Raw genomic sequence first — 21,607 nt, 5'->3', positions numbered from 1 at the left:
CGCTCAGCACGCAATCGCTTGCGTCCTGTGTGAATTACTTTTGTTTGGAATTGTTTACCGTGTTTTTCCAACACGAATATAGGTTCCGTTACAAGTTCTTTCGATATTGTTCAATTTTCAAGGTCCTGTGCGCCTCAGCCTTGCGGCTGACGACTTGATTATTTTATCACTTTCGTGATAAATTGTCAAGCACTTTTTTGAGAAGCTTTTGAAGTTTTTCGAACTTGGAGCGTTTCAGGTTTCTCGGTATCAGCCGGAACTTTTCAGCGTCTATTGGTTCTTTTCAAGGGCTTCCTGCTGAGCTTTGAGAAGTCATTCTTTTGTCTCAGCGCTTGGCGCTCAAGTATAATACCACACCCCGGTGCTCTTGTCAACACTTTTTGACATCTTTTTTGAAAGAAAATTGAGTTTGCTTCACTTATATTGTACTCACCCCCTCTTCTCCATGTAAAAAGGCCGTCCATGCATTGCACAGACGGCCTTTGTTCTATATATAATTACTTATATAATATGCTTTTAACGGATTTCGATACCCAGCTTGAACTTCAGGTTGCCGAGGATCTTTTTGACCACGCGCTCCACTTCCTCAGCAGAGACTTCCTTCTTGGGATCAGACAGGGACAGGCTAAAGGCCATGCTCTTTTTGCCATCGCCAAGGTTAGCGCCGCGATAGATATCGAACAGCTTGACCTCGCTGACCAGCGGGCTGGCCTTGCGGATGGTCTCCTCGATCTCGCCGCAGGATACAGCCTCGCCGCAGACCAGAGCCAGATCGCGCTTAACCGGCGCATAGGAGCTGAGAGGCTTATAGCGCAGCTCGCCCTCTACGCAGGACATCAGAGCCTCGTAGTCCAGCTCGCCCAGATAGATGTTCTGGCTGTCCTTCTGCTCCTTGGCGATCTCCAGCTCTGCGTTGATCTCGTTGGCAAGCTTGCCGAACACGCCCAGACGCTTACCGTTGCAGTACACGGCGGCGCTGATGCCGGGGTGCAGCCATGCGGCGGTCTCGCGCTGATAGTCGAAGGTCAGGCCAAAACCGGCTGCCAGTGCTTCCAGCGCGCCCTTGACGGTGAAGAAGTCCTCCTCGGGGCCGAAGGCACCGATGCAGAGAGTCTGACGCTCGTGGGGGTGCTCATTGATAGGCAGTTCCTTGGCCAGATAGACCGGTGCCATCTCGAACAGGCGACCCTCAGCGTTGCCCTTTTTCAGGTTGTCCACGATGACGTTCAGCATGGAGGGGGTCAGCAGGGTGCGCATGATGGACAGGTTCTCGCTGATGGGGTTCAGGATACGGATAGCCTTACGGGCTTCGTCCTCGGCGGGGATATGCAGCATATCCAGCTCGGCGTTGGAGTAGAAAGCCAGCGTGGAGGCCTCGTAGAAGCCCTGTGCAGCCAGCAGACGCTTGGTCTTGAGCTGCTGCTTCTGGTCATAGCTCAGGCCGCCGTTGGTAACGGAAGCAGTGTTCAGGAAGGTGGGCACGATATGGTCGTAGCCGTACTCACGGATGACCTCCTCGGCCAGATCAGGGAAGCTTTCCACGTCATCACGGTACAGGGGTGCGGACACGTCCCAGCTGCCATCGGCCTGCACATCCACGGTGAACTCCAGACGCTGCAGGATGTCGATCATGGTCTGGTCGGGCACGGTGATGCCCAGCACGCCGCAGATCTTTGCCGGGGTGGCGACGATGTGCTTGCGCTCCAGCGGACGGCCATCGGTCAGGTCGTATTCCAGCGTGGTGATATCACCGCAATCCAGCTGCTGGATCAGGTGCAGAGCGCGTGCCAGACCCAGCTGCGGAGAATAGCGATCCACGCCCTTCTCGTAGCGGGCAGAGGAATCGCTGTTCTGACCCAGTGCACGGCTGGTCTTACGCACGCTGTCACGGGCAAAAGTAGCGCACTCGAACAGCAGGCTGGTGGTGTTATCGTCCATGCCGGAGTTTGCGCCGCCCATGATACCGGCCAGTGCCACCGGCTTTTCGGCATCGCAAATGACCAGATTGTTGGGGTTCAGGGTGAACTCCTTCTCGTCCAGCGTGACGATCTTTTCGCCCTCGTGGGCGCGGCGCACATCAATGGTGCGGCCGGCGACCTTGTTCAGGTCAAAGGCGTGCATGGGCTGACCCATTTCCAGCAGGGTGTGGTTGGTGATATCCACCACGTTGCTGATGGAGCGCAGGCCGCACAGCGCCAGATGGCGCTTCATCCAACGGGGAGACTCGCCCATGCGGATGTTGCGGACATAGTGTGCCATGTAGCGGGGGCACAGCTCCGGGGCCTCCACCTTGACGGTGATGGGAGCATCCGGCTCGCAGACTGCCTTGTAGTCCATGGCTGGCATGTGCAGGGGCTTGCCCAGAACAGCAGCCACCTCGCGGGCAATGCCCAGAACGGACTGGCAGTCCGGACGGTTGGCGGTGATAGAGATATCAAAGATGTAGTCGTCCAGACCCACCACGGGGGCGATGTCGGTGCCGGGGACAGAATCCTCGGGCAGAATGAGCAGACCGTAGACCTCAGAGCCCGGGAACAGATCATCGTTCAGACCCAGCTCTGCGCCGGAGCACAGCATACCGTTGGACTCCACGCCCTGCATCTTGCGGGCCTTGATGGTGATGCCGCCGGGCAGGGTGGAACCATCCAGTGCGGTGGGCACGCAATCGCCCAGCTTCATGTTGGCGGCACCGGTGCTGATGCGGATCTCGTGGCCGTAAGCGCCGCAGTCCACCACACACTTGGTCAGGTGGGTGCCCTCCTGCTTTTCCATCTCCACGATCTTGCCGACGACCACCTTGCTGATGCCGGCATCCAGCGGGATGAGCTCTTCTACCTCGAAGCCGCAGGAGAACAGCTTCTCCTCCAGCTCCTGTGCGGTGACATCGATATCAACGAATTCTTTTAACCAACTGAAAGGTACTTTCATTGTTTGTTCTCTCCCCTCTTATTCGTGGAACTGCTTGAGGAACTGCAGATTGTTCTCGAACATCAGACCGATGTTGTTGATGCCATACTTCAGCATGGCGATACGCTCGATGCCGATGCCGAAGGCGAAGCCGGAGTACTCGTCCGGGTCAATGTTGCAGTTTTCCAGCACCTTACGGTTGACAACGCCGCCGCCCAGCACTTCGATCCAGCCGGTGTGCTTGCACAAGGGGCAGCCCTTGCCGTGGCACTCGAAGCAGCTTACGTCCACCTCCACGCTGGGCTCGGTGAACGGGAAGTAGGAGGGACGCAGGCGGGTGCGGGTGTCGGCACCGAACATCTTCTGCACGAAGGTGTTCAGTGCGCCCTGCAGATCGCCCAGCGTGATGCCCTTATCCACGACCAGACCTTCCATCTGGTGGAACATGGGGCTGTGGGTAGCGTCCGAGTCAGAGCGGAACACACGGCCGGGGATCAGCACCTTGATGGGCGGCTTCTGGCTGTCCATGGTGCGGATCTGACCACCAGAAGTCTGGGTGCGCAGCAGAAACTCATCGGACAGATAGAAGGTATCCTGCATATCGCGGGCGGGGTGATCCTTGGGCACGTTCAGGCGGGTGAAGTTGTGGTCGTCATCCTCGATCTCCGGGGCATCTGCCACGGCAAAGCCCATGCCGGAGAACACGTCGATGATCTGGTTGGTGACCAGCGTCAGGGGGTGCAGACCGCCCACGGGGCGGGTCTTGGCGGGCAGGGTGATATCCACCGTCTCGGCGGCGTTGCGGGCAGCAAGTTCTGCCTGCTTCACGGCCTCAGCGGCGGCATCGTAGTCTGCCTGCACCTTCTGCTTGAGTTCATTGATGATCTTGCCCATGGCGGGGCGTTCTTCCGGCGCAACGGTGCGCAGATTCTTCATCAGGGCAGGGATCTTGCCGTTTTTGCTGAGGTATTCCTGCCAGAAGGAAGCCAGCGTCTCCTTGCTGGACACCTGACCAAGGCTTTCAGCGGCCTGCTTGGCCAGCTCATCGATCATTGCTTGCATGGATTTTCTCTCCTTTATTCTTTGTGTTCATGGAGCGGAGTATAACAAAAAAGCTCCGTCCCCTGCCCGACTGCTCAGGCAAAAGGGACGAAGCTGTAACCATTTCTGCTCCGCGGTACCACCCGGTTTCCGTCTGCACAAAGGCAGACGGCGCTCAAACGCCGTAACGGGGCGCAACCGTCCTGTGCTAATAGATGCATCCGCATCGTTCGCGCAGACCGCTCGGAAGCGAACTTCAGCCCCTGCCGCACATGGAAGCCCTTTCAGCCGGTGAAGCTTCTCTCTTTGCCGTGCAGACAGCGCCTACTCTCTCCGTCGCTGCGTTTGATAATATGATAACCAAGGATTATGTTACCACATTTTGCGGCGGTTTGCAAGCCGCTGAGCGGTTTTTGTTTGCCGGAGCTGCATTTTGTGCCCTCTTTCCGGTCAGGCGGCAGGCCTCGCAGGCCGTGATGCAGCACACCGCGAACACCAGCAGGGCACAATCTGTCGGCACGCGCTGCATGGGCACCACCCGGGCGCACAGAGTGTTGAAGCTTTCCACAGAGCTCTGCGGTAAGCCCAGATAAAACAGCGCCAGCGAAAGCGGCAGGTGCAGCGCCCTGCCCCATAATAAGGGTTTGAACGAGACCTCCGGCGGGCAGAGGGTGCGCACTTGCAGCAGCACCGAAGCGCCCTGCACGCTGAGTGCGGCGCAGCACAGCCCGCTTGCCCACAGACCGGTGCGGGCGGCGTAATCGCAGCCGGAGCACACTTCCAGCAGCATGGCCGGAAAGGGTGCAAATGCTGCGGGCAGCAGCAGCCCGCAGCCTGCCGCCAGCAGCCGGAAATACAGCACAAAGCCGCACAATTTCAGGTAGGTCACCGCTGCTTGCGCAAGGATAGCATCCAGCGCCGGCGGCGGTTCAGTTTGCGCAGCAGCGGGCGGTGCGGACAAAGGCTCCGGTATGCCGCGAACACGGCAGAGCAGTGCCGCCGTCAGCCAGCCCGCCAGTACCTGTGCGGCAAACAGACACACCCCCGCCGTACGGCTGCCCAGCAGCTGCTCCCCTACCGTCAGAATAACAAAGGATGGTCCGGAGCAGATGCAGGCGGGCAGCAAAGCCGAAGCCTCCTGCGAGGTCAGTTCCCTGCTGCGAACTGCCTCGGCAGTGGCAGTAGCGGCAGGGGCAAAGCCGCCCACAAGGCCGATGAGCAGCACACTGCCTGCGCTGCGGCTGTGCAGACCGATGCAACGCACCACCGGCCAGAGCAGCACACCCAACACCTCGCCCGCGCCGCTACGCATGATAAGCGCCGACACCACCAGAAACGGAAACAGCGACACCAGCAGCGGCCCGCCGCAGAGCGCAAGACCCTGCCGCAAGGCATCCGCACAGGTCTGCGGCGCCGCAAATACCAGAACCGCCGTGGCTGCACCCAGCAAAAAAAGCTCAGGATGCAGCGGTTTGCAGCTTTTACTCATAAGCACGCCCTCCCACTCCATATATATGGAAGCATGGGCTGTGCAATGTACAAGGCGCGGGACGGGAGGGACAACGATGGCCAGAGCACACCACGACCGGCGCACCCCGGGCGACTGGCTGCGTGGGCTGTTCCGACAGCCGCCGCCCGGGTTTTACAGCCGCCCTGCCGTATACCTGAGTGGCGACCGGATGGAGATAGAGCATTTTTGCACGGTGTTGTTTTTTGATGAAAACAAGCTGTGCCTGCGGCTGGCAAAGGGGCGGTTCACGGTATACGGCAGCGGACTGCGCATCTGTACCCTGACCGCCGCCCGGCTGACAGTACAGGGGCAGTTTTTGCGCACCGATTTTTCCGATGAATAGGAGGCCATCATGGAAGCTGCAAGCCTTTGGGCGGGGGTGCGCTTTACCGCCCGGAACGGCAGCCCCGAGGCACTTTTGACCGATGCCGCCGGACAAGGGCTGCATTTATACGGTATTTTTTCCCTGCCCGGCGGCTTTTACGGCCATTGCGCAGCATGGCAGTACCGACGGCTGGCCGCACTTGCCCGGCACAGGCGGGTGCGGCTGCGGGTAGAAAAACGGAAAGGGCTGTATTTTTTGCTGCGTCCGCTGCTGCGGCGCAAGGGGCTATGGGCTGGGCTTGTCGCTTGGGGGCTGGTACTGCTCTGGCTGCAAGGGCTTATATGGGCGGTGGACTACGGCAGCCTGACCACCGGACAGCGGACGCGGGCGGGTGCAGTGCTGCGCAGCTGCGGCTTGCAGCCCGGCACTGCCGTAACCGAGGAGCTGCTGCGCACCGGAGAGTACGCCCTGCTGGAAAGCGGCGAGTTCTCGTGGGCAAGCCTGAATTTTGAAAAAGGACGACTTGTGTTGGAGGCCGCTCCTGCGCGTGCACGCCCTGAAATTGCCGCAGGCACCCTGCACGGGCTGCGGGCAAAGTGCAAGGGAACGGTGCTGCGTACAAATCTTGCCAGCGGCACTATGCTGGTAGCCCCCGGGCAGACCGTAGAGGCCGGGCAGGGGTTGATCGGCACGGCACGCAGCGAGCGGGACGGCAGCCTTATCTTTGCCCCGGCGGCAGGCACAGTGGTGGCGCAGTTGGAGTGGCAGACAGACCAGAGCGTTCCGCTGGCAGAGACGATGTCGCTGCTGACCGGCGAAAACAAAACAAATTACCGGCTGTTTTTCGCGGGGCACTCTGCCGCACTTTCGCCCTCCGCACCCGATGGAGATGGGCTGTGCCGCACCCGGCATCTGCAATTAGAGGTTTTCGGTCTGCCCCTGCCCTGCGCGGTGGAGGAGACCACCTATTACGGGCAGCAGCTAGAGACGATCTACCGCACCGAGGCGCAGGCGCTTACGCTGGCGCGGCTGCAAGGGCTGCGGGCACTGCACGATGCTTTCCCGGATGCCGACATCCTCGCCCGCCGGGAGGCATGCACCGTGCAGGAGGAAACGTTGCATTACAATGCGGTGTATACCGTGGCGGCAGATATCTGCACATAACAAAAGGCGGACGATTTGGAATGGTCTCCGCTTTGCTCTGACCATGTTCAGTGGAAAGATTATTGTTTATTTACAGGTCTGGAAAATCTGCGGATTTTCCAGACCTGTCTTTTCACGAGAGGGGTCGAGAGGGAAAGCTTCAGCTATAAAAGCAACTTGCTTCGGAAACGCAGAAGCAAAAAAGGCGGCTGCACATAACTGCGCAGCCGCCTTTTGAAAAGCAGATTTTTTTATTGTACGGGATGTTCGGCTTCAGCGGCCTGTGCAGCCTGTGCATCGTACTCGGCAAGCAGGGCGTTCAGGTCGTACTGGTACTTGCTGTGGCAGAAGTGGCACACCACCTCACAGTTGGGGTCCTCGTCCCGCATACGCACAAGCTCTGCACGGCCAAGGCTGAGCAGCATCTCCTTGGTGCGCTCGGCGCTGCAATCGCACTGGTACTGCACCGTGCGCTCGTCCAGCACATTGGGGACAAAGCCTGCCAGCGCCATCTGCATCATGTCCTCGGGGGTTTTGCCGGCATGGAGCAGCTCGGTGACAGAGGGCATGGCGCTGATGTTCTTTTCCAGCTGGTCGATTACAGCATCGGTAGCGCCGGGCAGCAGCTGTACCATAAAACCACCGGCGCAGAGAATGGACAGGTCTTTGTCCACCAGCACGCCCAGTGCCATCACGGTGGGCACCTGCTCGCTGTAGGCATAGTAGCTGGTCAGATCCTCAGCAATCTCGCCGGATACCAGCGGCACCTGCCCGACCGTGGGCTCCTTTTGCAGGCGGTTATCCCGGATGACGGTCAGCACGCCGTCCTTGCCCACGGCAGTGCCCACGTCCAAGTGGCCGTTGGCTTTGGCGGGCAGCTCCACCAGCGGGTTGTCAATGCAGCCCTTCACGTTGCCGGTGCCGTCGGTGCAGGCAATGAGCACGCCCGCAGGGCCGCCGCCTGCCACACGCAGGGTGATGCGGTCGCGGTCATCCTTGAGCATGGAGCCCATCAGGGTAGCACCCGTGAGCAGACGGCCCAGTGCCGCGCTGCAGGTGGCGCTTGTGGTGTGAAGCTTTTCTGCTTTACGGACAATATCGGTGGAATCCACACCGCAGAACACGACACCGCCGTTTTCGGACAGGCCGCGGATCAGGTTTGCCATAGGTTATTCCTCCAGTTGTGTATACTGTTTTGTTGCGCAGAAGAAGTAGCGCTGGCTTTCCTCGGTCAGCGGGCCGAAAGTCTCGCCATCGCAGACGCTTTCCAGTGCAAAACCGTGCTTTTCCAGCGCCGCACGGATGGTAGCCAGATCATAGGTATACTCGCAGAATTCCTCGTGGAAATGCTCGCCGGTCTCGTGATAATCAATGTCCACCGTGATCTCCACCTTGCGGTCGGCGGCGTTATAGTGGTTGCGCCACACGCAGGCAGCATCCTCTTCCTCAAAGGTGAATTCGTTATCGCCCAGAACCTTCCGGTGCTTATAGGGGGTGTTCATATCAAACAGGAACACCCCGCCCTTTTCCATGAAAAAGCCCGCGTTGGCAATGGCGGTATCCAGATCCGGGATGTGGTTGAAGGTATCAAAGGTGGATACCGCCGCCCGGATGGTGCCGTAGAGATCCAGCTTGAGCAGGTCCTGCCGGAGCAGCAGCAAGCGACCGGAAAGTCCCAGCTGCTCGGCCTTATCCCGCACCACGCAGAGCATCTCCTCCGACTGGTCGATGCCGATCATATCGTAGCCCGCCTGCGTCAGCATCAGGGTCAGTTCCCCGGTGCCGCAGCCAAGGTCGGCCACAATGCCGTCGTGGATGCCGTGGGCTTCCAGCTTTGTATGGATCTGGCTATACAGGGCATCGTAGTCCGCTTCGCCGTTGAATTCATCGTAAAAATAGGCAAATTCGTTGTAAGCCATGGCGTTACTCCGCTTCCTCGTTTTCCGCAGCCACTGCGGCGTTGAGTACTGCTTGCAGCTCCGGGATGCCGTAGCCGTTTTCGCCGCTGGTCAGCACCACTTTCTGGCAGCCGTAGGGGCGGCAGATGTTTTCAAAGTCCTCCTGCGTTTTGGCAAGCTGGCTCTTTTTAAGTTTATCCGCCTTGGTCAGTGCCACCACATAGGGGATGCGGTGGTAGTGCAGGTAGCGCAGCATCTGTAAGTCGTCTGCGCTGGGGGCATGGCGGCAGTCCAGCAGCTGCACCAGCAGGGTGTGGTGGCGGGGCGCCTCGAAGTAGCTGTTGATGAGGTCATCCCAGCGCTCGCGGTCGGCATTGCTCACCTTGGCATAGCCGTAGCCCGGCAGGTCCACAAAGTAGCAGTCGTCCACCGAATAGAAGTTGATGGTAGCCGTTTTGCCCGGCGTACTGGACACGCGCGCCAGATTTTTGCGGCTGCACAGCTTGTTGATCAGGCTGGATTTGCCCACGTTGGAGCGCCCCGAAAAGCTCAGTTCCGGGCGGTCACTTTCGGGCAGCTGGCTGGAAATGCCATAGCTGGCAATAAAATCGGCTTTATTGAAGATCATGGCGTGTTCCTTTCTGTTTTTCAGCAGACAGCGCCCGGCTGGTTCTTCTCAGGCGCGGCGGGAATGCGGCTTTCCCCTGTTTTGGACTTTTTGGTGCGAGGGCGGCCTGCGGTGCTCTTTGCTGCCTTCGGCTTGAGCAGGGCGGCAGCCAGCACCTGCGAAAGGTTCTGCATGGGCAGGAAGGTCAGATTCTTCTTGACCTCCTCGTCCACGTCATACAGATCAGGCTCGTTATCCTTGGGGATGAGCACGGTCTTCATACCCTCACGGTAGGCAGCCATGCTCTTTTCCCGCAGACCGCCGATGGGCAGCACATTGCCGTGCAGGGTGATCTCGCCGGTCATGGCCACATCGCCGCGCACCGGTACGCCGGACAGGCAGGATACCAGTGCCGTGGTCAGGGTGACGCCGGCAGAAGGGCCGTCCTTGGGCACAGCACCCTCCGGGGCGTGGATGTGCAGGTCGCACTTCTTCAGCCGCTCGGGGTCGATGCCGTATTCCTCGGCGTGGACGCGCACCCAAGTGACTGCCAGCTGTGCGCTCTCCTTCATCACATCGCCCAGAGAGCCGGTGACCGTGATCTTGCCGGTGCCGTTGTCCATGACCTGCACCTCGATGGGCAGGGTCTCGCCGCCTACGCTGGTCCATGCCAGACCGTTGGCGATGCCCACGGCGTTGGTGCGGTTGAGGAAGTCCGGCTTGACGATGCGGGGGCCCAGCAGTTCCTCCAGCATGGTGGCGGTCACCGCCACGCTTTCCACCTCGCCGGCGGCGATCTTGCGGGCGCACTTGCGCAGCACGCTGGTGATGGTACGCTCCAGATTACGCACACCGGCCTCGCGGGTGTAGCCGTCGATGATGCCGTAGAGTGCGCTCTGGTTCATGGTGACCTTACCGGTCAGGCCACAGGCTTTGAGCTGCTTGGGCAGCAGGTGCTTGCGGGCAATATTGTATTTTTCCACGCGGGTATAGCTGGGCAGCTCGATGACGTCCATGCGGTCCCGCAGCGGGCCGGGAATGCTGCCCAAGTCGTTCGCGGTGGTAATAAAGAGCACATGGCTCAAATCAAACGGGATATCAATGAAATGATCGTTGAAGGTGCTGTTCTGCTCCGGGTCCAGCGCCTCCAGCAGAGCTGCCGCCGGGTCGCCCCGGAAGTCCCCTGCCAGCTTGTCGATCTCGTCCAGAAGCATCAGGGGGTTGGAGGACTTGGCGGTGATCATGGCGCTGATGATCTTGCCGGGCATGGCACCGATGTAGGTGCGGCGGTGGCCGCGGATCTCAGCTTCATCCCGCACGCCGCCCAGACTGATGCGCACATACTTGCGGCCAAGGCTTTCGGCGATGGAGCGCGCAATACTGGTCTTGCCAACGCCCGGAGGGCCGACCAGACAGATGATCTGTGCCTTCACGTCCGGTGCCAGCTTGCGCACGGCCAGCGTTTCCAGAATGCGGTCCTTGACCTTTTTCAGGCCGTAGTGGTCCCGATCCAAAATCTGCTGGGCGCGGTGGATATCCAGATCATCCACGGTCATGGTGTTCCACGGCAGATCCAGACAGGTATCCAGATAGGTGCGGATGACCGTGGCTTCCTGATTGCTGCTCTGCATCCGGGACAGGCGGTCTACCTCCTTGAGCAGCTTTTTCTCGCTGTCCTCGGCAAGGTGGAGCTCCAGGATCTTGCGGCGGTAATCATCGGCCTCGGCGTGGGTATCATCCCCTTCGCCCAGTTCGTCGTTGATGATGTGCAGCTGCTCGTGCAGGTAGTAATCGCGCTGGTTCTTGTCCATGGACTCGTTGACCTTTTCCGCGATCTCCTTTTCGATCTTCATCACCTGACATTCACGGCGCAGCATCTCCACAAGGCGCTGCAGGCGGCCGTTGAGGGTGTTTTCGTTCATCACAGCCTGCTTGTCCTCATAGCGGAACAAGAGGTTTGCCGGCATATACTCGGTGAGGAACATGGGGTCATCGCTGGAAACGATGGTGAACACCACGTCCTTGGCAAGGCGCGGGTTCATGCCCAGATACTCGTCAAAGCCGGTCTTGAGGGCGCGGAGCAGTGCTTCGGTCTCCACAGCCTCTTCGGGCTTTGCGGCGCGCACCGGAGCGGAGCGCACGGCAGACAGCAGAAAATCGCCGGTGGTATCCAGCTCGGTCAGCTTGGCGCGGTACTTGCCCTCCACCAGCACCTTGACCAGCTCGTCCGACACGCGCAGAACCTGCTTGACCTCGGCCACTACGCCGTAGGTGTACAGGTCCTGCTGGGTAGGCTCGCTGGTCTCCATCTCCTTCTGGGCTACCAGAAATACGTTAGAGTTGTTGGCCATAGCCCACTCCACAGCGGCAATGCTCTTTTCCCGCCCGACTTCAAAATGAACAAGGTTGTTAGGGAACACCACCAGCCCGCGCAGTGCGATGGTGGGCAGATGGAGCTCCTTCCGCTCGACCTTGATGGTAACTTTTTCAGACATATACAAACACCTCCCGACTGCCGCTCAAGTTCCCATGCTGCGGCAGCTCTATCCTTTGGGGTCTTTTTGATAAAAATACAGTTGTTTCCTTATTATACAGATTTCCGGCCAAAATGCAACTGCCCTGCCGAAATGGTCGGTCATTCGGGGCGGTTTTCGTGGGTGTTGAAGCCCATTTTGCCCAGCGCGGGCAGCAGCGCCCGCAGCGTGACCGAGGTGAGCGCACCCATGACAAGCCCCAGCACCAACATGACCGGCGCGTAGTACAGCGACAAGGACGAGGAGATGATGACCCCTGCGCCCAGCAGCTGCCCCACGTTATGCGCCAGTGCGCCGCAGACCGACAGGATGAACCATGTGGGCCGCACCGGCAGAAGATAGTACAGCACCCACATCACCGCAAGGGACAAAAGCCCGCCGCACAGCGAGAGAAAGCCCGCCGTGAAGCCGGACACCAGAAAGACGAACAATGCCTTGAGTATATCCAGCACCAGCGCCTGCCGGGGACCCATGAAGAACAACGCGTACATGACCACGATGTTGGCAAGCCCCAGCTTCATGCCCGGCAAAAGCCCCGGGATGACCAGCGTGCCTTCAATGAAGGAAAGCGCCATTGCCAGCGCAAACAACAGACCGGACAGGGCGATGTGCCGTGTTTTTTGATAGTTGCGGTGATTTTTAGGCATAGAGGATACGCTCCTTTATTCTTCGGGCTGCTGCGTCTGCTCGTAGGCTTCCTGCTCTTCCATGGCGGCTTCCCATGCGGCAAAAAGCTCCTCCTGATGGAAGCGCAGGTCGCTCAGCTCATCGCTTTTCTGGCGCAGCAGGTCAGGGTCGTTGTACACCTCCGGGGAGTTGATCTCGTTGTCCAGCTCCACCTCGCGTGCACCGCAGGCCTCCATCTCGTCCTCGCAGGCCTTGATCTTGGCGCGCAGCTCGGCGCGGCGGCGGCGCTGTTCCTTGCCGTAGCCGGTCTTGGCAGGCTCGGCAGCTTTCTGGGCGGCCTGCGCCGGGGCGGCACGACCCATCAGGGCATCGTAGCTGGGGTAAAGCACCGCCTTGCCGTCCTCAAGGTAGAGGATGGGACAGGCCAGACTGTTCATCAGGTGACGGTCGTGGGTGACCAGCAGCAGGGTGCCGGTATAGGCCATCAGTGCTTCAGTCAGGTTCTCGCGGGTATAGATGTCCAAGTGGTTGGTAGGCTCGTCCAAAAACAGCAGGTTCGGCCGTTCCAGCACGATCTCCGCAAAGCGCAGACGCGCCAACTCGCCGCCGGACAATGCCTCACAGGGCTTGAACACGGTATCGCCCCGGAAGCCCAGCTTTGCAAGGTGGCTGCGCACTTCCAGCTCGGTCATGCGGGGGTACTTGTTCCAGATGACATCAATGACCCTGCCCTGTCCCAGACGGTTCTGCTGCTGGGCAAAAATGCTGGGACGCGCCCCGGTGCCCAGCCGCACCATGCCGCCGGAGGGGCGGCGCTTGCCGTCCAGCACCTGCATCAGGGTGGATTTGCCCGCACCGTTGGGGCCGGCAATGATAAGCCGCTGCCCGCGGCAGACCGTATAGGTAAAGGGTTCCAGCAGGGTGCGCTCCCCGATCTTGATGCTGAGGTTTTTCAGCATCACCAGCTCATTCCACGGTTCTACGTCATATTCAAAGCGGAACTTCAGCTGGTTGGTCTCGTCCTTGGGCGCCTCGGTGATCTCCAGCTTTTCCAGCTGCTTGCGGCGGCTCTGTGCCATTTTGGTGGTGGAGGCGCGCACAAGGTTGCGGTCCACATAGTCCTGCAGCTTTTCAGCCAGTGCCACGTCGGCATCGTGCTGCTTCTGGCGCAGGACATCGGCGGCTTCCTTCTGGGGCAGATAGGCCGAGAAGTTGCCCTTGTAGGTGGTCATGGTCTGGAAGGACACCTCCCAGATCTTTGTACAGACGTTATCAAGAAAATAGCGGTCGTGGCTGACCACCAGCACTGCGCCGGAGTAGCCCTTGAGGTAGTTTTCCAGCCATTCCATAGTGGCAAAGTCCAAGTGGTTGGTGGGCTCGTCCAGAATGAGGACATCGGGCTTTTCCAGCAGCAGCTTTGCCAGGCGCAGCCGCGTCAGCTCACCGCCGGAGAGCACTGCAATGTTCTTTTGCCATGTATCCTGTGCAAAACCCATGCCGGACAGCACCTTTTTGATGTTCACGTCCATGTTGTAGCCGTCGGCGGCATCCACGATGTTTTGCAGGGCATCGTGCTGTGCCAGCAGGTCGGCGTTATCGGGCTGGGCAGCCATACGGCGCTCCAAGATCTGCATCTGCGCCATGGCATCCAGCACCGGGGCAAAAGTGGCGCGCATCTCGCCGTAGATATCCAGCGTGGCGTCCAGCTTTGCGTTCTGCTCCAGATAGCCCAGTGTTACCCCGTGGGTCACACTGAACTCGCCCTCGTAGTCCTGATATTCGCCGGTAAGGATCTTGAGCAGAGTGGTCTTGCCTGCACCGTTCTGTCCCACAATGCCGATGCGATCTTCCCGCTCGACACTGGCGGTCACATCGTGCAACACCACCTTTTCGCCAAAGGTCTTACCCAGTTTTTCCAAATGTATCAGCATAGTTTTGTTCCGTTATCCGTTTTTTAAGTTTCAGCACTGGTGGCGGCGGTTCTTCAGGCCAACGTTGGCCAGTTCCTCCTGCTCCATCACCAGCGGATACAGTTCCTCCAGACTGGCGATCTCGTAGGTGGGGATCACCTTACCGGGGTTCTCAGCGTGGTTGGGGTTATACCAACAGGTATCCAGCCCGGCGTTGCTGCCGCCCTGAACATCGCTGGCCAAGCTGTCGCCCACCATCAGAACGTGCTCCCGGTTCTCCACGCCCAGTGCGCGCAAGGCGGCATCAAAGATGCGGGCATTGGGCTTTTCGCAGCCCATTTTCTCAGAGATGAACACATCCTCCATAAAATTCATCACGCCGCTTTCTGCCAGACGGCGGGTCTGCACTTTCTGGGCACCGTTGCTGACGATGGCCAGCGTTGCCACCTCGGAAAGCTCCCGCAGCACGTCCAGCACCTCCGGGCTCATCAGATCCGGGTGGGTGGACAGCTGCTCCAGATAAAAACGGTTCATCTCCACGCCGTCACCGGCGGCATCGATGGTCTTTAAGAAGCGACTGAACCGCTCGCCGAACAGCTTCTCGCGGCGGATCTGGCCTTTTTCCAGCTGCCGCCACAGTTCCTCGTTGATGGTGCGGTAGGTCTGCACGGTCTCGGCGTCCGGCTCGATGCCGTAGTTCACCAGCGTTTCGGCCAGCGCCTTGTTTTCCGCTGCGTCAAAGTTGAGCAGCGTATTGTCTGCATCGAACAGGATGCAATAATATTTTGCCATAGTATCTCACTTTCTTTTCAGCATTTCCCACTTTGGTGTATCAACAGGGAGAAGCCAGCCCCACCCCCGGCAGAGCTGGCTTCCCATTATTCAGAAACGATCTCATACGCAGACAGGTCTGTTTGTGCCGGGGTGTTGTCCGGACACATTGTTTTACCCTCGCAGGGCGTCAGACCACATTTCTGCATTTCTTCCTCCAGTGCGCTGTTATCCACGTTTTCCCAGTCGGTATCGTAGTAATCCACGCTGCCGTCGGTCACGTCATACTCGCCGGGCAGGGCGGGCGTGCGCATCGCTTCCCAGTACATAAGGCTCCACCTTCCTCTCCCGCCAGCCTATGCGGCGCAAGGAGGAAATGTGCCCTTAGTTGGCAGCTTCCTTGCTGGCGCTTACCTCGGTTTTGGAGGAAGCGGGCTTTTCCTCTTTAGAAGAGGCTGGTTTTTCCTCCTTGGAAGAGGAACTGCTCTGCGAAGAAGAGACGGGCTTTTCTTCCTTAGAAGATGCCGCAGAAGAGGCAGGCTTCTCCACCTTGGAGGAGCTGCCAGTGCTTTCAGAAGTACCGTTCGAGGAGGAAGAAGCGGGCTTCTCCTCCTTGGAGGAAGCGGGTTTCTCTTCCTTGGAAGAGGCCGGTTTTTCTTCCTTAGAGGAGGACGTTTCTTCCTTGGAGGATGCAGGCTTATCCTCCTTAGAGGAAGCGCTGGAGCTGCTGGAGCTGCTGGTGCTGCCGGACGTTCCACCGCTGACCGTAAGTTCCAGCTTGTTGCTGGTGACGGTGCAGTCGTTATAGCTGGCGGTGGCGTACACCCGGAAGGTGCCGCCCACCATAGAGGGGTCTACCTCGCCCTTTACGGTGGTCTTACCGGCAGCTTGTGTTACCTCGCTGCCGTTGACATACCAGCGGATGCTGGAAGCATCCAGATACTTGCCCTTGAGGGTTGCCTTAAAGGTATAGGAATCCCCCAGCCCAGCCTTACCGCTGCTGCTGACCTGGATAGAGGCCGCTGCAAACACAGCGGTCACATCCACGTTCTGGTCAAAATTGGTATCGGTGCGGGTGCGCTTGGTCACGCCATCGCTCCACTTGACGAACACATAGCCGTCCTCCGGCACAGCGGTCACCGTAACGCTCTGGGCGGCGCTGGTCACCTTGACGGTAAGAGACTTGCCGCTCTCGTCGCCGCAGGTCAGGGAGCCGCCGCCGGTTTTGTCCACGCGATAGTCCGCCTGATACTCCGTTTTTTCCTCAACAACAGAGGAGGAGACCGTCTCCGAGCTGCTGGATGCCTCCACCGCAGAGCTGGGGTTGGCGGTATACTCGGCGCGGGTGGGGATATTATTGGTATCCGGGCGGCGATCCTCGGTCTCGTAGGCGTGGGTGCGCAGATACTTCAGCAGCACCTTCAGGCCTGCGGGCTTGAGGTGGATATCCCCGCTCTGGTAGTAATCGACATTGCCGTAGCCGTTGGCGTCCTTCAGTGCCTCGGCAGAGTTGAGGAACTTGACGCCCAGCTGCTCGCACATGGTCAGCAGCGCCATGTTGAAATCATCAATGCGGGTCTGATCCATATTGGGGTAGTTGGAGTGGTTGGACGGGACCGGCGGCACCGTGTTGACGATGATATCGGTATAGGGATAGCTGGCCTGAATGGCCTGTACCAGCGCGGTGTAGTTGCTGATAAAGTCCTCGGTATTCATGCCGTTGTCGTTGGTGCCCAGCATAATGACCACCCGGCGGGGCTTCATTTTGGCCACCGCCTGCGCGATGGTGTAGCGGTTATCGTCCCGCTTAAAGGTAACGATGCCCTCGTTCAGGGCGGCACTGGTGCCAATGCCTTCCTTGGCGCAGAACTGCTGCAACGAGATCAGACCGTTGGCGTACAAACGCACCGTGTTGGAATCGCCGATAAAAAGGGTCTGCTCCTGATAGGCGTCACCAGCATCAGCAGTCCCGGTGAGCAGTGCACTGGAAGTCTCGTTGATCTGGTAGTGGTCAGAGATATCCTCCTCCCCTTCCGGGGCGGGCGCGGGGGTAATAATGGAAGAATCCCCCGGCTGCTCCGCCGGGTCCTTGCCCCGCTTGAGCATGGTAAGGGTGATGCCGATGGTCAGTAGCGCCGCCAGTGCGCACACGATGCACACCAGCACCGCCTGCTTCTGCATCGGGGTCAGCGCCTTGTTCTCCTGTTGATTATTGCTTCTCATATTCTATCCATTCTCCTTCCGAAGGAATGAAACTTCCTGTCATACCCGGGCTGCCAGCAGCCGGTCGGTAAGGTCGGCGCAGCTTTCGGCCAGCAGCACCGGATGGAAAGCTTCCAGCTCTTCCCGGCTGCCGTAGCCGTACAGCACACCGGCAGCATCCAGACCACAGTCGGCAGCGCCCCGCATATCATCGTTGCGGTCGCCCACCATCAGCACCCGCTTGCCCTGCAAGGCGGGCTGGCTGAGCACATAACGCACGACCTCGGTCTTGGTGTCCCGGCTCTCGTCCATGGAGGCACCGCCGATAAAATCAAAATACTGCGCCAGACCCTGCTCCTCCAAAATAGGGGTGACCACCTTGGTGGGCTTGGAGGTGGCGGTGCACAAAATAAAACCAGCCTGCTTCAGGGTTTGCAGCATCTGCGGAACACCCGGGAACACGGCACACTCGTGGCTGCCCTTCACCGCGTAGCTCGTGCGGTAAAGGTCGGTGGCCTTTTCGATCAGCGCCGGGTCGGTGAAGTGCTCACCGAAGCTTTTGCGCAGCGGCGGGCCCAGATACCGGCGCAGGTTTACGCCGGATACATCCACACCCATGGTGCAGAAAACCTCTTGCAATGTATGAATGATACCGGGAGCCGAATCGATCAGCGTCCCGTCCACATCAAATAGGATCGCATCATAATGCAGCAATGTTATATTCCTCGCTTTCATGGTGATACATCCAATAGTATAGCACAGATTTGATACATCAGCAATTCCAACAAAAGATTTTTCTGTCTCTTATGCAGGATTTTCATAAAAAGGGAGGCTGCTGCACCCTGTTTTGTGCAGCAGCCTCCCTTGCGGCAGAACGATTCAGAGCAATGTCGGGCAGCCTGTGGGCTGCCCGACATTGCATTTTCACAGGTTAGATTGCAGTAAAGATCGTCCCACGCAAAAACATTACTGCGCAGGTGATGGGCAGCCGCTGTCCCCCGGGACATACAGGTTGTTGGAAACGAACTCCAGCTTATCCTTGAGCACCAGTTCAAGGTTTGCGACGGCGTGCACCATATTGGTGGCGGAGTCGTTCACCTCCAGCAGCTTGCAAAGATCCAGGCCATCCAGATCCATGGCCTTCTGCATCTTCCGGCTTTCGGCACACAAAATGTGGCTGAGCGCCGTTTCCTGCAAGGCAATGCTTTCCATCAGGTCCACAACAGCCTGATCCAAGCTGACCTTGGGCATCTCCGGGCACTGAGAACGGGCACAGGGGGTATCGATCATCATAGGGCAAAACCTTCCTTTCCGGTCGTGTGCCCTATCCTATGCTACGGCGGGTGCGGCTGTTACTGCTTTTCAGCCTGCGCGCGCACCTTCTCAATGGTGTCGCGGTAGCCGCCGGAGCCGTACTGGATGCAGCGGTTGATGCGGCTGATGGTGGCAGTGCTGATCTCCACCGCCTTGACGATCTGCTCATAGGTGGCACCGTCCAGCAGCAGCTTTGCGGCCTGCAGGCGCTGCGCCATATCCGAGATCTCCTTTACAGTGCATAGATCCTCAAAAAAGGCGTAGCACTCTTCCCGGCTCTCCAGACTGAGGATAGCGTCAAACAGTGCATCCGTCGTCTCGTTTCTTCTGGAATTTTTTTCAGCCATTGTTTTTCTCCTTATTATAACAGCGGCGGCAGCAGGCAAAGCCGACAGTGCTGCCGCGCGGAATATTCTGCACGCTATTACTTTAGCACTTCAAAGTGCGAAAGTCAAGACCTGTGGGTGAATGGTTTTCAATTAAGAGCGTATTCAGTTTTATTCTCTTCACACATGAAAGAAAATCATCTAAAAATTATTCCCAGAAAATGGCTTGAATTGGCGTATCCTCTGAACTTGTTACAGAAATATTGACAATTGATGAAAACGGGAATAAAGTAGGACACAATCATTCAGCAAATGCAAGGAACAGGACATGATCTTCTGCATCACCCTCTTTCAGCGAGCCGCTTCTCGGGTGAAAAAGCGGCAGTCAGGAGCAGAGGACCCTCGCCTGCGAGCAGCCTGTGTGAACCGGGTTTTGCGCCCCCAAGTAGCATGGTGCCGTCCAGCCCACGTTATCGGGCAGCATGGTCAGTGTACCATGCGTGGGAGAGTGGCTGTTTTAACACAGCAAGCGAAGTGGTACCGCGGAGTAATGCCCCTGCCCTGGCAGGCGGGAGCAGAAGCCTTCGTCTTCGGAGTGTGGCCGGAAAGCCCGGTCATGTGCTGAGGACGAAGGTTTTTTACGCTCCGGGGAAGCACTTTGCCGGACGGTAGCCTATCGTTCCGAACCTGTTGCGGAGTGAAAAAAGGAAAGAGGTAGAAAACTATGAATACGCTGGTCATCGTATTGATCGCAGCGGTGTGCCTGTTTGGCGCTTATGTGCTTTACGGCCGCTGGCTGGCTAACAAATGGGGCATCGACCCTGCTGCCAAGACCCCGGCAGTCGTCCACGAAGATGGCCGGGACTATGTGCCCACCAACGGCTGGACGGTGTTTGCCCACCAGTTCAGCTCCATTGCCGGTGCAGGCCCTGTTACCGGTGCCATTCAGGCCGCTGCTTTCGGCTGGCTGCCGGTGCTGCTGTGGGTGCTGCTGGGCGGCATCTTCTTTGGCGCCGTTACCGACTTTGGCGCTTTGTATGCTTCCGTTAAGAACGACGGCAAGAGCATGGGTATGCTGATTGAAAAGTACATCGGCAAGACCGGCCGCAAGCTGTTCCTGCTGTTCTGCTGGCTGTTCTGCGGCATCGTGATTGCCGCTTTTGCGGACATGGTTGCCGGCACCTTCAATGCCTTCGGCGCAGACGGCGCAATGGTTGAAGCTGCCAAGACCAACGGCGCTGCCGGTATGGTGTCCATCATGTTCATGGTGTTCGCCGTTATCTTTGGCCTGCTGCAGAAAAAGTTCAGCTTCTCCGGCTGGAAGGAAAGCGTTATCAGCATCGTGTTCATCGTGCTGTCCTTTGTCATCGGCGCAAACCTGCCCCTGATCCTGGGTAAGGCCGCTTGGAGCTACATCACCTTTGTGTATATCTTCTTTGCTGCTGTGCTGCCCATGTGGCTGCTCAAGCAGCCCCGTGACCACATGACCACCTTTATGTTCGTGGCCATGATCGTGGGCGCTGTGGTTGGCCTGCTGGTTGCACACCCCACCATGAACCTGCCCGTGTTCACTGGCTTTACCAACGAAAAGCTGGGCACCATGTTCCCCATCCTGTTCGTCACCGTGGCTTGCGGTGCAGTTTCCGGCTTCCACAGCCTTGTTTCCTCCGGTACTTCCTCCAAGACCGTTGAAAACGAGAAGGATATGCTGAAGGTCGGCTACGGTGCCATGATCCTTGAAAGCCTGTTGGCTGTTCTGGCTCTGTGTGTTGCCGGTGCTGCCGCAGCTGCCGACGGCACCCCTGCTGCCGGTACTCCGTTCCAGATCTTCAGCCGCGGCGTTGCCGGTTTCTTTGAGATGTTCGGCGTGCCCGCTTACGCCGCTACCGTGTTCATGACCATGTGTGTTTCCGCACTGGCACTGACCAGTCTGGATGCCGTGGCCCGCATTGGCCGCATGAGCTTCCAGGAGCTGTTCAGCGTGGACGACATGGAGCACGCTGAGGGCTGGCGCAAGCTGTTCTGCAACGTGTACTTCTCCACCTTCATCACGCTGGTGTTCGGCTTTATCCTGACCAAGATCGGCTACGCCAACATCTGGCCGCTGTTCGGTTCTGCCAACCAGCTGCTGAGCGCACTGGTGCTGGCTACCCTGTGCGTGTTCCTGAAGGTGACCGGCCGCAGCAACAAGATGCTGTTCCCCCCTCTGGTCATCATGCTGTGCGTTACCTTTACCGCACTGGTGCAGCGCCTGATCGCTATGGTCAAGGCCATCAGCACCGCCGCTTCTGTTACCATCCCTGCCGGTGAGACCACCTGGGGCGCTGTGTTTATCGCAAACGGCCTGCAGCTGATCCTTGCCGTGCTGCTGATTGTGCTGGGCCTGAACATTGTGTTCCACTCCTTCTCCGCTTACAAGAAGGCTGAGCACAACAGCGAAGCAAACGTCTGATTCTGCCATTCACAATCCTGTTTTCAATAAACAAAACGCC

The 21,607-nt window shown here is 58.5% G+C and carries 18 protein-coding genes; 3 read left to right on the top strand and 15 right to left on the bottom strand.

Annotated elements, in window-relative coordinates:
* Positions 1-516: 516 nt before the first annotated feature.
* The 3 genes from pheT to C7J97_RS03700 form a co-directional block, all read right to left on the bottom strand.
* The gene (gene pheT / locus C7J97_RS03710; RefSeq protein ID WP_113993214.1) at positions 517-2,928 is read right to left on the bottom strand and encodes a phenylalanine--tRNA ligase subunit beta; all 2,412 of its coding nucleotides are present in this window, start codon (positions 2,926-2,928) and stop codon (positions 517-519) included.
* A gap of 18 nt (positions 2,929-2,946) precedes the next feature.
* A complete protein-coding gene (pheS, locus tag C7J97_RS03705) occupies positions 2,947-3,969 on the bottom strand; it encodes a phenylalanine--tRNA ligase subunit alpha (protein ID WP_113993215.1) in 1,023 nt (340 codons plus the stop codon).
* Between the two features lie 346 nt (positions 3,970-4,315).
* The gene (locus C7J97_RS03700) at positions 4,316-5,437 is read right to left on the bottom strand and encodes a hypothetical protein (protein ID WP_113993216.1); all 1,122 of its coding nucleotides are present in this window, start codon (positions 5,435-5,437) and stop codon (positions 4,316-4,318) included.
* A gap of 76 nt (positions 5,438-5,513) precedes the next feature.
* Between C7J97_RS03700 and C7J97_RS03695 the strand changes: the two genes are divergently transcribed.
* Entirely contained in the window at positions 5,514-5,801 is a 288-nt protein-coding gene (locus tag C7J97_RS03695; RefSeq protein WP_170126622.1) for a YabP/YqfC family sporulation protein, read from the top strand.
* Positions 5,802-5,810: 9 nt separating this feature from the next.
* The gene (locus tag C7J97_RS03690; RefSeq protein ID WP_113993217.1) at positions 5,811-6,947 is read left to right on the top strand and encodes a sporulation protein YqfD; all 1,137 of its coding nucleotides are present in this window, start codon (positions 5,811-5,813) and stop codon (positions 6,945-6,947) included.
* A 230-nt stretch (positions 6,948-7,177) separates the two neighbouring features.
* Here the strand turns inward: C7J97_RS03690 and hslO are convergent, their stop codons facing one another.
* From hslO to C7J97_RS03630, 12 genes are all read right to left on the bottom strand, one after another.
* The gene (gene hslO, locus C7J97_RS03685; protein WP_113993218.1) at positions 7,178-8,092 is read right to left on the bottom strand and encodes an Hsp33 family molecular chaperone HslO; all 915 of its coding nucleotides are present in this window, start codon (positions 8,090-8,092) and stop codon (positions 7,178-7,180) included.
* 3 nt (positions 8,093-8,095) lie between these two features.
* Complete coding sequence (locus tag C7J97_RS03680; protein ID WP_015538112.1) at positions 8,096-8,845, bottom strand: class I SAM-dependent DNA methyltransferase; 750 nt, start codon at positions 8,843-8,845, stop codon at positions 8,096-8,098.
* A 4-nt stretch (positions 8,846-8,849) separates the two neighbouring features.
* Complete coding sequence (yihA, locus tag C7J97_RS03675) at positions 8,850-9,452, bottom strand: ribosome biogenesis GTP-binding protein YihA/YsxC (RefSeq protein WP_005924021.1); 603 nt, start codon at positions 9,450-9,452, stop codon at positions 8,850-8,852.
* A 20-nt stretch (positions 9,453-9,472) separates the two neighbouring features.
* The gene (gene lon, locus C7J97_RS03670) at positions 9,473-11,926 is read right to left on the bottom strand and encodes an endopeptidase La (RefSeq protein ID WP_113993219.1); all 2,454 of its coding nucleotides are present in this window, start codon (positions 11,924-11,926) and stop codon (positions 9,473-9,475) included.
* Positions 11,927-12,066: 140 nt separating this feature from the next.
* Positions 12,067-12,612: a Gx transporter family protein gene (locus tag C7J97_RS03665; RefSeq protein ID WP_113621100.1), complete on the bottom strand. Its 546-nt coding sequence runs from the start codon at positions 12,610-12,612 to the stop codon at positions 12,067-12,069.
* 15 nt (positions 12,613-12,627) lie between these two features.
* A complete protein-coding gene (locus C7J97_RS03660; RefSeq protein ID WP_113993220.1) occupies positions 12,628-14,523 on the bottom strand; it encodes an ABC-F family ATP-binding cassette domain-containing protein in 1,896 nt (631 codons plus the stop codon).
* Between the two features lie 30 nt (positions 14,524-14,553).
* Positions 14,554-15,294, bottom strand: a complete 741-nt coding sequence (locus C7J97_RS03655; RefSeq protein ID WP_113993221.1) for a YjjG family noncanonical pyrimidine nucleotidase — start codon at positions 15,292-15,294, stop codon at positions 14,554-14,556.
* A gap of 86 nt (positions 15,295-15,380) precedes the next feature.
* Positions 15,381-15,602 carry a hypothetical protein gene (locus C7J97_RS03650; RefSeq protein ID WP_005924002.1) on the bottom strand — a complete coding sequence of 74 codons (222 nt, stop codon included), beginning with the start codon at positions 15,600-15,602 and terminating at the stop codon, positions 15,381-15,383.
* A 55-nt stretch (positions 15,603-15,657) separates the two neighbouring features.
* Positions 15,658-17,496, bottom strand: coding sequence for an SGNH/GDSL hydrolase family protein (locus C7J97_RS03645; protein ID WP_113993222.1), 1,839 nt, complete (start codon positions 17,494-17,496; stop codon positions 15,658-15,660).
* A gap of 39 nt (positions 17,497-17,535) precedes the next feature.
* A complete protein-coding gene (locus C7J97_RS03640; protein WP_242983430.1) occupies positions 17,536-18,189 on the bottom strand; it encodes an HAD-IA family hydrolase in 654 nt (217 codons plus the stop codon).
* A 252-nt stretch (positions 18,190-18,441) separates the two neighbouring features.
* Complete coding sequence (locus C7J97_RS03635) at positions 18,442-18,768, bottom strand: alpha-helical endospore appendage domain-containing protein (protein ID WP_005923990.1); 327 nt, start codon at positions 18,766-18,768, stop codon at positions 18,442-18,444.
* 59 nt (positions 18,769-18,827) lie between these two features.
* On the bottom strand, positions 18,828-19,136 hold the full coding sequence (locus C7J97_RS03630; RefSeq protein ID WP_005923988.1) for a YerC/YecD family TrpR-related protein: 309 nt from the start codon (positions 19,134-19,136) through the stop codon (positions 18,828-18,830).
* A 703-nt stretch (positions 19,137-19,839) separates the two neighbouring features.
* Between C7J97_RS03630 and C7J97_RS03625 the strand changes: the two genes are divergently transcribed.
* Positions 19,840-21,567, top strand: a complete 1,728-nt coding sequence (locus C7J97_RS03625) for a carbon starvation CstA family protein (RefSeq protein WP_005923983.1) — start codon at positions 19,840-19,842, stop codon at positions 21,565-21,567.
* The last annotated feature ends 40 nt before the right edge of the window (positions 21,568-21,607 follow it).

Source organism: Faecalibacterium prausnitzii (assembly GCF_003324185.1).
In the GTDB taxonomy this organism is placed as follows: domain Bacteria; phylum Bacillota; class Clostridia; order Oscillospirales; family Ruminococcaceae; genus Faecalibacterium; species Faecalibacterium prausnitzii.
Note: the sequence above shows the minus strand (reverse complement) of the source record. Positions and strands in the feature narration are given on the sequence as shown.

Excerpts from the sequence above, each read along its gene's own strand:
- pheT (WP_113993214.1), bottom strand. The coding sequence starts at position 2,928 with ATGAAAGTACCTTTCAGTTGGTTAAAAGAATTCGTTGATATCGATGTC.
- pheS (WP_113993215.1), bottom strand. The coding sequence starts at position 3,969 with ATGCAAGCAATGATCGATGAGCTGGCCAAGCAGGCCGCTGAAAGCCTT.
- C7J97_RS03700 (WP_113993216.1), bottom strand. The coding sequence starts at position 5,437 with ATGAGTAAAAGCTGCAAACCGCTGCATCCTGAGCTTTTTTTGCTGGGT.
- C7J97_RS03695 (WP_170126622.1), top strand. The coding sequence starts at position 5,514 with ATGGCCAGAGCACACCACGACCGGCGCACCCCGGGCGACTGGCTGCGT.
- C7J97_RS03690 (WP_113993217.1), top strand. The coding sequence starts at position 5,811 with ATGGAAGCTGCAAGCCTTTGGGCGGGGGTGCGCTTTACCGCCCGGAAC.
- hslO (WP_113993218.1), bottom strand. The coding sequence starts at position 8,092 with ATGGCAAACCTGATCCGCGGCCTGTCCGAAAACGGCGGTGTCGTGTTC.
- C7J97_RS03680 (WP_015538112.1), bottom strand. The coding sequence starts at position 8,845 with ATGGCTTACAACGAATTTGCCTATTTTTACGATGAATTCAACGGCGAA.
- yihA (WP_005924021.1), bottom strand. The coding sequence starts at position 9,452 with ATGATCTTCAATAAAGCCGATTTTATTGCCAGCTATGGCATTTCCAGC.
- lon (WP_113993219.1), bottom strand. The coding sequence starts at position 11,926 with ATGTCTGAAAAAGTTACCATCAAGGTCGAGCGGAAGGAGCTCCATCTG.
- C7J97_RS03665 (WP_113621100.1), bottom strand. The coding sequence starts at position 12,612 with ATGCCTAAAAATCACCGCAACTATCAAAAAACACGGCACATCGCCCTG.
- C7J97_RS03660 (WP_113993220.1), bottom strand. The coding sequence starts at position 14,523 with ATGCTGATACATTTGGAAAAACTGGGTAAGACCTTTGGCGAAAAGGTG.
- C7J97_RS03655 (WP_113993221.1), bottom strand. The coding sequence starts at position 15,294 with ATGGCAAAATATTATTGCATCCTGTTCGATGCAGACAATACGCTGCTC.
- C7J97_RS03650 (WP_005924002.1), bottom strand. The coding sequence starts at position 15,602 with ATGTACTGGGAAGCGATGCGCACGCCCGCCCTGCCCGGCGAGTATGAC.
- C7J97_RS03645 (WP_113993222.1), bottom strand. The coding sequence starts at position 17,496 with ATGAGAAGCAATAATCAACAGGAGAACAAGGCGCTGACCCCGATGCAG.
- C7J97_RS03635 (WP_005923990.1), bottom strand. The coding sequence starts at position 18,768 with ATGATGATCGATACCCCCTGTGCCCGTTCTCAGTGCCCGGAGATGCCC.
- C7J97_RS03630 (WP_005923988.1), bottom strand. The coding sequence starts at position 19,136 with ATGGCTGAAAAAAATTCCAGAAGAAACGAGACGACGGATGCACTGTTT.
- C7J97_RS03625 (WP_005923983.1), top strand. The coding sequence starts at position 19,840 with ATGAATACGCTGGTCATCGTATTGATCGCAGCGGTGTGCCTGTTTGGC.